6 protein-coding genes are annotated in these 6,590 nt (G+C 56.8%); 2 read left to right on the forward strand and 4 right to left on the reverse strand.

From position 1 onward, the window contains the following. A partial coding sequence (locus K8V32_RS07585) for a cytochrome P450 (RefSeq protein ID WP_303905317.1) occupies positions 1–2,624 on the reverse strand: 2,624 nt, incomplete at its 3' end. A gap of 5 nt (positions 2,625–2,629) precedes the next feature. Next, a complete protein-coding gene (locus tag K8V32_RS07590) occupies positions 2,630–3,097 on the reverse strand; it encodes an HtaA domain-containing protein (RefSeq protein WP_303905320.1) in 468 nt (155 codons plus the stop codon). A gap of 75 nt (positions 3,098–3,172) precedes the next feature. Here K8V32_RS07590 and K8V32_RS07595 point away from each other — a divergent pair, with 75 nt between their 5' ends. Next, positions 3,173–4,090, forward strand: coding sequence for a LysR family transcriptional regulator (locus K8V32_RS07595; protein WP_303905323.1), 918 nt, complete (start codon positions 3,173–3,175; stop codon positions 4,088–4,090). A gap of 20 nt (positions 4,091–4,110) precedes the next feature. Here the strand turns inward: K8V32_RS07595 and K8V32_RS07600 are convergent, their stop codons facing one another. After that, positions 4,111–5,034, reverse strand: a complete 924-nt coding sequence (locus tag K8V32_RS07600) for a LysR substrate-binding domain-containing protein (protein ID WP_303905325.1) — start codon at positions 5,032–5,034, stop codon at positions 4,111–4,113. A gap of 161 nt (positions 5,035–5,195) precedes the next feature. Between K8V32_RS07600 and dctP the strand changes: the two genes are divergently transcribed. Continuing rightward, the gene (gene dctP, locus K8V32_RS07605; RefSeq protein WP_303905328.1) at positions 5,196–6,341 is read left to right on the forward strand and encodes a TRAP transporter substrate-binding protein DctP; all 1,146 of its coding nucleotides are present in this window, start codon (positions 5,196–5,198) and stop codon (positions 6,339–6,341) included. Between the two features lie 75 nt (positions 6,342–6,416). Here dctP and K8V32_RS14630 read toward each other — a convergent pair. After that, the coding region (locus K8V32_RS14630; RefSeq protein WP_369681051.1) for a CoA-binding protein at positions 6,417–6,590 on the reverse strand (174 nt) is incomplete at its 5' end.

The raw sequence follows: 6,590 nt of genomic DNA on the forward strand, positions 1-6,590 counted from the left end.
AGCGGTGGCAGGTGCTCGTTGTTGAGTTCCACTTCGTGTTGCGGTTGCTGCGAGCGCGGTAGGTCCGTCGCTGAGGCCGCAATGAAACGACGACGGCGCACATCGGTCAGTTTGGTACGTGGCCGCGGTGATGCAGTATTGGTTTGCTCGTATGCGTCGATCATCAACCATCCGTCCCAGGTCGTGGACCGGGCCAGGTGATTACGCAACGCAGGCATGCCGGCAGCCTGTTTGGTTCCTGAGTCGGCAAGATCGGTTGCGATGACCTCGGCCAGTTCGCGTGCATCGGCGCGCTGCGACGGGATGGTGCCAACCGGTCCGCGGCGCAACCATCCGGCTGCATACAGGCCGTCTGCAACTCGACCCGTTGCGCGGGCGTCGTCACTGATCTGCAGCAGCTGCTGGGTTTGGTCCCCGTGGAACCCGATCGCGGTAATCACTGAGGTGGTGCCGATCTTGAAGGTCATGGTGTTGGATGACAGAGCCAGTGCTTCAACGGCGTCGTCGGTGGTCACCACTGTTTGCGGGGTGTGGCCAAAGTACCAGTTAATCTTCATGCGTGCATCAGGTTCTACTGGGCGCGCGGCGAGTTCAGCCACGAGTTTGGCGCGGGCATCGTGGGCCGCGGCATCAGGGTCGAAGCCGGTCACGGTGTGGATGATGCCCGGCAGGTCGGCGATTTCGCGCAGCATGACGGTGTCGAATTTTGCTGCAGTGACGTCAGACCGGCCGATCACGTTGATGGTGTGCAGGTGTTCCGTCAGCGCGGCATGGGTGGGCTCATCGATGTCGGAGGCGGCCAGTTGCTGGGCGGTTGAGGCCAATAGCCGGATCATATCCATGGCCACGTTGCCATTGCCCACCACCGTGGTCGTCTCCCCCAGCGTTGGCAGCTGAGTGGTGGCCCGGTGTTCTTCGGCGTCGGCGTTGAGCAACCGGGCGATCTTTCCGGCACCGTACACCTGCGGCGCGTCGGCGCCGTCAATGGTCAGCGTGTTATCTGAGCTTAGGCCCGTGGCGACGACGACGGCGTCGTGCGTATCGCGCAGTTGCTGCAGCGTAATTTCAGCACCGGTGGCGTGCATGGTTGAGACTTTTGGTGCGTGGCAGGATGGTCGCCCGTGGATGGCAACGTCGTCGAGCGGCTGTCCGGTGGTCACCGTGGTGGAGCCGATGAATTCCACCCCGTGGCGTTCAAAGAGCTGGCTGAATTGGACTTGAACGTCCTTGGTGCCCTGATGGTCGGCGGCCACACCGGAGCGTACCAGCCCAAAGGGTGTTGGGGATTTATCGAAGATGGTCGCCCGAGCATCCGGCAGGCGGCGCTTGATGGCCTGAGCCGTATAGGAGCCTGCCGGCCCGGAGCCCACGATGGCTACGTGGGCTGGTCGCGCTGCGGGGTGCTCAACTACTGATTCCTCGGCATCCCAGCGCACGGGCAGCAGATCCATGCCACGGAAGACCCAGCCACCGGCTTCTGCTGGCTGATCCGGGAGCAGGCCAAGGTTTGGCAGCTGGGAGAATAGTTTTGGTAGGGCTGCGGCAAACTGTGCCCGAGCAACCCAGGCGCCCAAGCACACGTGCACGCCTTTGCCGAAGGCCAGGTGGGCGCCTTCGCCAGTACGGGTCAGATCAAAACGTTCCGGATTCTTCCAGTAGTGTTCATCCCGGTTGGCAGACAGCAGGGAGATCCCCAGTTTCGCACCGGCAGGCAAGAACGTCCCCTGCAACACCACATCACGGGTGGTTTGGCGTGAGTACATGCCAATCGGGGCAACCCAGCGGATCGCTTCGTCAAAGACCGCATCCCATTTTGTGGGGTCTTCCTGCACCAGTGCCAGCTGGTCGGGGTTTTGCATCAGCGCCCAGGCGGCCACGCCGATCGCATCGCGCGGTTCATTGAGTCCTCCGCCGATGGTCATCTTCAGGTTGGCTCGAATGGATTCCACCGGCATCTGGTAATCCGGCAACCGCACCAGGGCCGACAGCATCGAGTCGTCCTGGTGTGTTTTGTGCCAGGCCAGCATTTCATCAAGCGCCTCATCGACTTCGTTATATGAGGCCTCGCCCTTGGCCCACACCACGGGATCATCGGCATAGTTGCCGGTGGCATCGATCATGGTTTGCGACCAGCGCTGCAGATCCTGCTGGGTCACGTTGTGCAAACCGGTGACGGCGCGCAGGTTTTCGCCAGCATAGGGTGCCGCAAAATCCCACACGAGGTCGGCACCTGGCCCTTTGGCTTTGAGCTCGTTGAGATACCGCTGAGCATTGCGTTCAAAAATTGGGGCCCAGGTCTTCTTCACCACAGAAGGGCGCATAACCGGCTGCCAGGCTTGGCGTTCAACACGGTGTTCAGGATCGTCTTTGCGCAACATGGAATGACCCATGGCCCGGATCATCAGCGAGCCCTCTTCGTTGGCCGAAAAAGTTTCCTGATCCAGCTCAGTGTCGTGTACGGCGTCATAGGAGGTGATCAGGTATCGACCGATTGCCGGAATCCAATGCACCCCGCCTTCGGCGCGTAACCGTTCAAAGGTTGGAAACGGGTCGCGGTAGAGTTCCTCGATCTTCACCCAGTCTGCAACTGGAGCTGATTTGCCGTGGTGGCGTGGTGTCGTCATGAGTTTCAATCCTTTTCTGCCAAGACAATTCGCACCGGGTCAAAGACCGTGCCTTCGTTGTAGTTGCCCATAAACAGGTCGGTTCCGGTTTCGGTGAGTCGAGTCTCGCCGATGCCGGCATTCTGAAAGTCGACCTCGACCAGCGGCATCCTGGTCCTAGAGTCAAATGGGTCGACGATCGTCAACGACCATTGTCCTGAAATACTCTGCAACCACGGGTCACGTACGGTGACTGCCAGCATGCCGTTGTGGCCGATGAATTCTACAAAACCGGTAAACCGTAGCTCCCCTGATATTGCGGTGTCGCACTCCAGCGGAAAGTAGGTTTCCTCTGACTCTAAGAGTGCTGCGCCGTCACCAGCGGCCATCTGACCGTCCCATATTCGCTGCATATACTGACGAAACGGAACGTGGATACCCCAGGCCAGGCCTGCAACGCCTCGATCTCGGTCAAAAACTTTGTTACCAGTCACACCATTAACTGTGATACAGCCAATAAAGAAGTGCAACTGAGGATAATGTTGTTTTATATGCAGTAGAATTACGTTATGAATCCATTGCCCGGGACTCAACCGACCCTGCGTCAACTCGAGCTGTTTGTGGCAGCCACCCAGCATGGTTCCTTCGCAGCAGCCGCAGACGCCATGTATGTCACACCAAACGCCGTCTCGTCGGCGGTGACCGAGCTTGAGACAGTCTTCAATACGCAATTATTTATCCGTCGTCGCGCGAAAGGGCTGACTACCACCACTACCGGACGTGACCTGGTCGAGCACGCCCGACAGCTGCTGCAACAGGCCCACGAACTGACCCTTGCCATCGGCAATCGAGACGACGTGCCACGAGGTTCAGTCAAGGTTGGCTGTTACGCGACTCTGGCAGCCACGATTATTCCCGAGTTATGGTCCCAAACCGCCCAGCGTTTGCCACTGGTTCAACTCGACATCGAAGAGGGGGCAGTCGAGGACTTGAGCAAGAAACTGTTGCATGGCCACTTGGACATGATGATTTCTTACCAGGTGGGGCTGCCCGCTGGGGTACTATCGCAAGAGCTTTTCCAGGCTTCTCCCCATGTATCACTGCCGGAAAGCCACCCGTTAGCTACCCGGGCATCCGTGTCGTTGCGTTCGCTGGAACACGATCCCCTCATTTTGCTAGACCTGCCACCGGCTGGCGACAACACCCTGCGGTTGATGCACGAACAAGGTCTGCACCCCAATGTCATTCACCGGTCAACAAGTTACGAGACCGTTCGATCCATGGTGGCACGAGGATTCGGCTACTCATTATTTTTTCAAGAAACACTCACCGAACTGTCCTACGAAGGCCTGCGGGTCGTGGACCGTCAAATTAATCCATCACTGGCCACCGAACCGGTTGTCGTATCGCACAACCCGGCGGTCCGGCTAACTCATCGCGCCACCGCAGTCGAGGAATTAATCATCTCCATGTTCGAATCCTCATAACTCCGAGCTCAGTGAGCCTGTTACAGCTGCTGAAATACCGGCGAGGTGTTGACCAAGTCATCTAAGAAATCGATCAGCACTCGAACACGTTCTGTCTCTGTAGCCGACTGAGCCTGCGTCACACCCAGGGTAGAGGGACGAATATTATCCGTCAGACGCAGACCGACGACCGTGGACCCGTCATAGGTTGAACCAGTAGCAGTTCGTTGAAACAACACCGTCACCCCCAAACCGTTGCCTACCAGGCACCGTGCGACCTCAAAACTTGCGGTATTGTGCACAATATTCGGCTCCAGCCCCACTTGAGCATAAATATTGCGGGTGTTCTGCAGAGTTGGCTGGATATTGAGCCCAACTACCGGATCATCGGCCACTTGCTTCAAGCTGACCTGACGAGCGTCGGCCAATCGGTGATCGGCAGACACCAATAAATAGGGGCGAAATTCGTATAACGGGGTAAAAAAGAGTTCTTGCGAAACCTGGAAACCATATTGGATGGCCAAATCTAACTGACCGGTCGTCAGCTGGTCATACAGGCCCTGAGCACCATCCTCGCGAACTCGCAAATCGATGTGTGGATGCTGCCTAGCAAAGGTTTTCAAAAGTGGCGGACTCAGGAATGGCGCAAGTGTTGTGAACAGTCCAATACGCAATAATCCTGAGATGTCGTTTCGTGAGTCTGACGCCTCTTCCAGCAGTTGCAGCGCATCGGTTGTCAGCTGTTTGGACTTTTCCAATATGCGCTGCCCGTCGCTGGTCAACACGATACCGCGGCCCTTACGCCTAAGAATTAAGGTAAGCCCCAACTGTTTTTCAAACTCGTCCAAGGCTAAAGCCAAAGCAGTCGGGGTAATATTCATGCGCTTGGCGGCCGCGGCCAAACTTCCCGCTGCGGCCGCCGTCTGAAAATACTGCACTTGTCGCAAGGTAAACGGGATATCCACGCATCTCCCAAGTTATTCTTCATTGCCAGTCTAAGTAAGCATAGTTTTCTTTTGGGCCAGCAGCACGCATCATTAAATGTATCGCTCATCACGTTTGGTAGTTGCGGCAAGCCAATTTCTCACGCAGTATTTCACTACTCCACCGACCAGGACAGCATCACATGACCACACCACACACCACTCGAAACAGAGGGCTTTTCAAAGGCCTCGCAGCAGGGGCCGCACTGGCTCTGAGCTTATCCGCCTGCGGAGATTCAGACCCTGGCGCACAAGGCGGCGGAGAGGTTCACACGTTTGTATTGGCCAATGGCACACAGGCCGGAACGCCACACGAAGCCGTTCAGGACCGCTACCTCGAGATGCTTGAAGAACGCTCCGATGGTCGAATTGAAATCGACCGCACAGACTTCCAAGTCATCTGCCCTCTAGATGAAATTGCCGAATGTGTCAGCGATGGCCGCGCCGATCTTGGCACGACTATTAACGACTACACACCGCACATGTTGCCTTCAATGTCAGTGATCTCCATCATCGGCATGAACACCGACATGCAAGCAGCCATCAGTGCTATGTACGACGTCCACCAGGATTACCAACCCGTCATTCAAGACCTGGAAGATAACAACCTGCATCTAGCTTCAAGCTGGCCAGTAGGCACGCTGTTCATCGGCTCCCAAGAACCAGTCGAAAATCTGGATGACCTCAACGGCCTAAATGCTCGGGCCGCTGGACCGGTAACCCAACAGATCCTCAGCGATGCCGGCATGAACATTTCTGCCATCACTGCAGCCGAAACCTACGAAGCACTGCAGCGTGGAGTCATCGATTCGGTCGCCTCAGCACTGGACTTCGCCACCCAATACGCGGTAGCCGAACAGGTCCCCTATTGGACAGACCCAGGCCTGGGCCAGTACACCGCCTACGGCATGTGGTGGAATAAAGACGCATACGATTCGTTGCCTGAAGATCTGCAACAAGTCGTTGACGAAGTCACCGACGAACTGAACTACAGCGAAGCGATGACGGCATATAACGAACAAATCGAAACCGTTTGTGATGCCATGATTGACCATGAAGATGTTGAAGACTTCACCCGCTGGGATCAGACGGAAACCCAGCGCTGGCAAGACGAAATTGGCGACCGTGCCGAACAGCTGTGGCTCGACACAGTGGCGACATATAACTTCGAAAACCCCGAAGCATACTTAGACGCCTATAAAGCCCACTACGAGGAACACGCTTCTGACGACAATGTGACAGACAGCGCAGCAGCTTGCGTTGATCGTTGGCAAGAGCAAAACGGCTAATACATAAATCGACGAGTGCGGCCCCGTGGATCTACAGCCCATCCCGGGGCCGCAAGTTTGTCAGCTACAGGCCTCTTACATGCGCCATCCGAAGGAGCGCATGCGGCCTTCAATCGATGGGCAGGTGTCCACGACGACGTTCATGCCGGCATTGAGCGCCTTATCGACCGCTTCGGGTCCATCGACGTCCTTCTGGAACCAGATGTTTTTAACGCCTTTGCGGATAGCCTCATCGACGACGCCAACTGC

Source organism: Enteractinococcus helveticum (assembly GCF_020742345.1).
In the GTDB taxonomy this organism is placed as follows: Bacteria; Actinomycetota; Actinomycetes; order Actinomycetales; family Micrococcaceae; genus Yaniella; species Yaniella helvetica_A.

Bases quoted from the DNA above. Each gene is read 5' to 3' on its own strand.
- K8V32_RS07595 (WP_303905323.1), top strand. From the start codon at position 3,173: ATGAATCCATTGCCCGGGACTCAACCGACCCTGCGTCAACTCGAGCTG.
- dctP (WP_303905328.1), top strand. From the start codon at position 5,196: ATGACCACACCACACACCACTCGAAACAGAGGGCTTTTCAAAGGCCTC.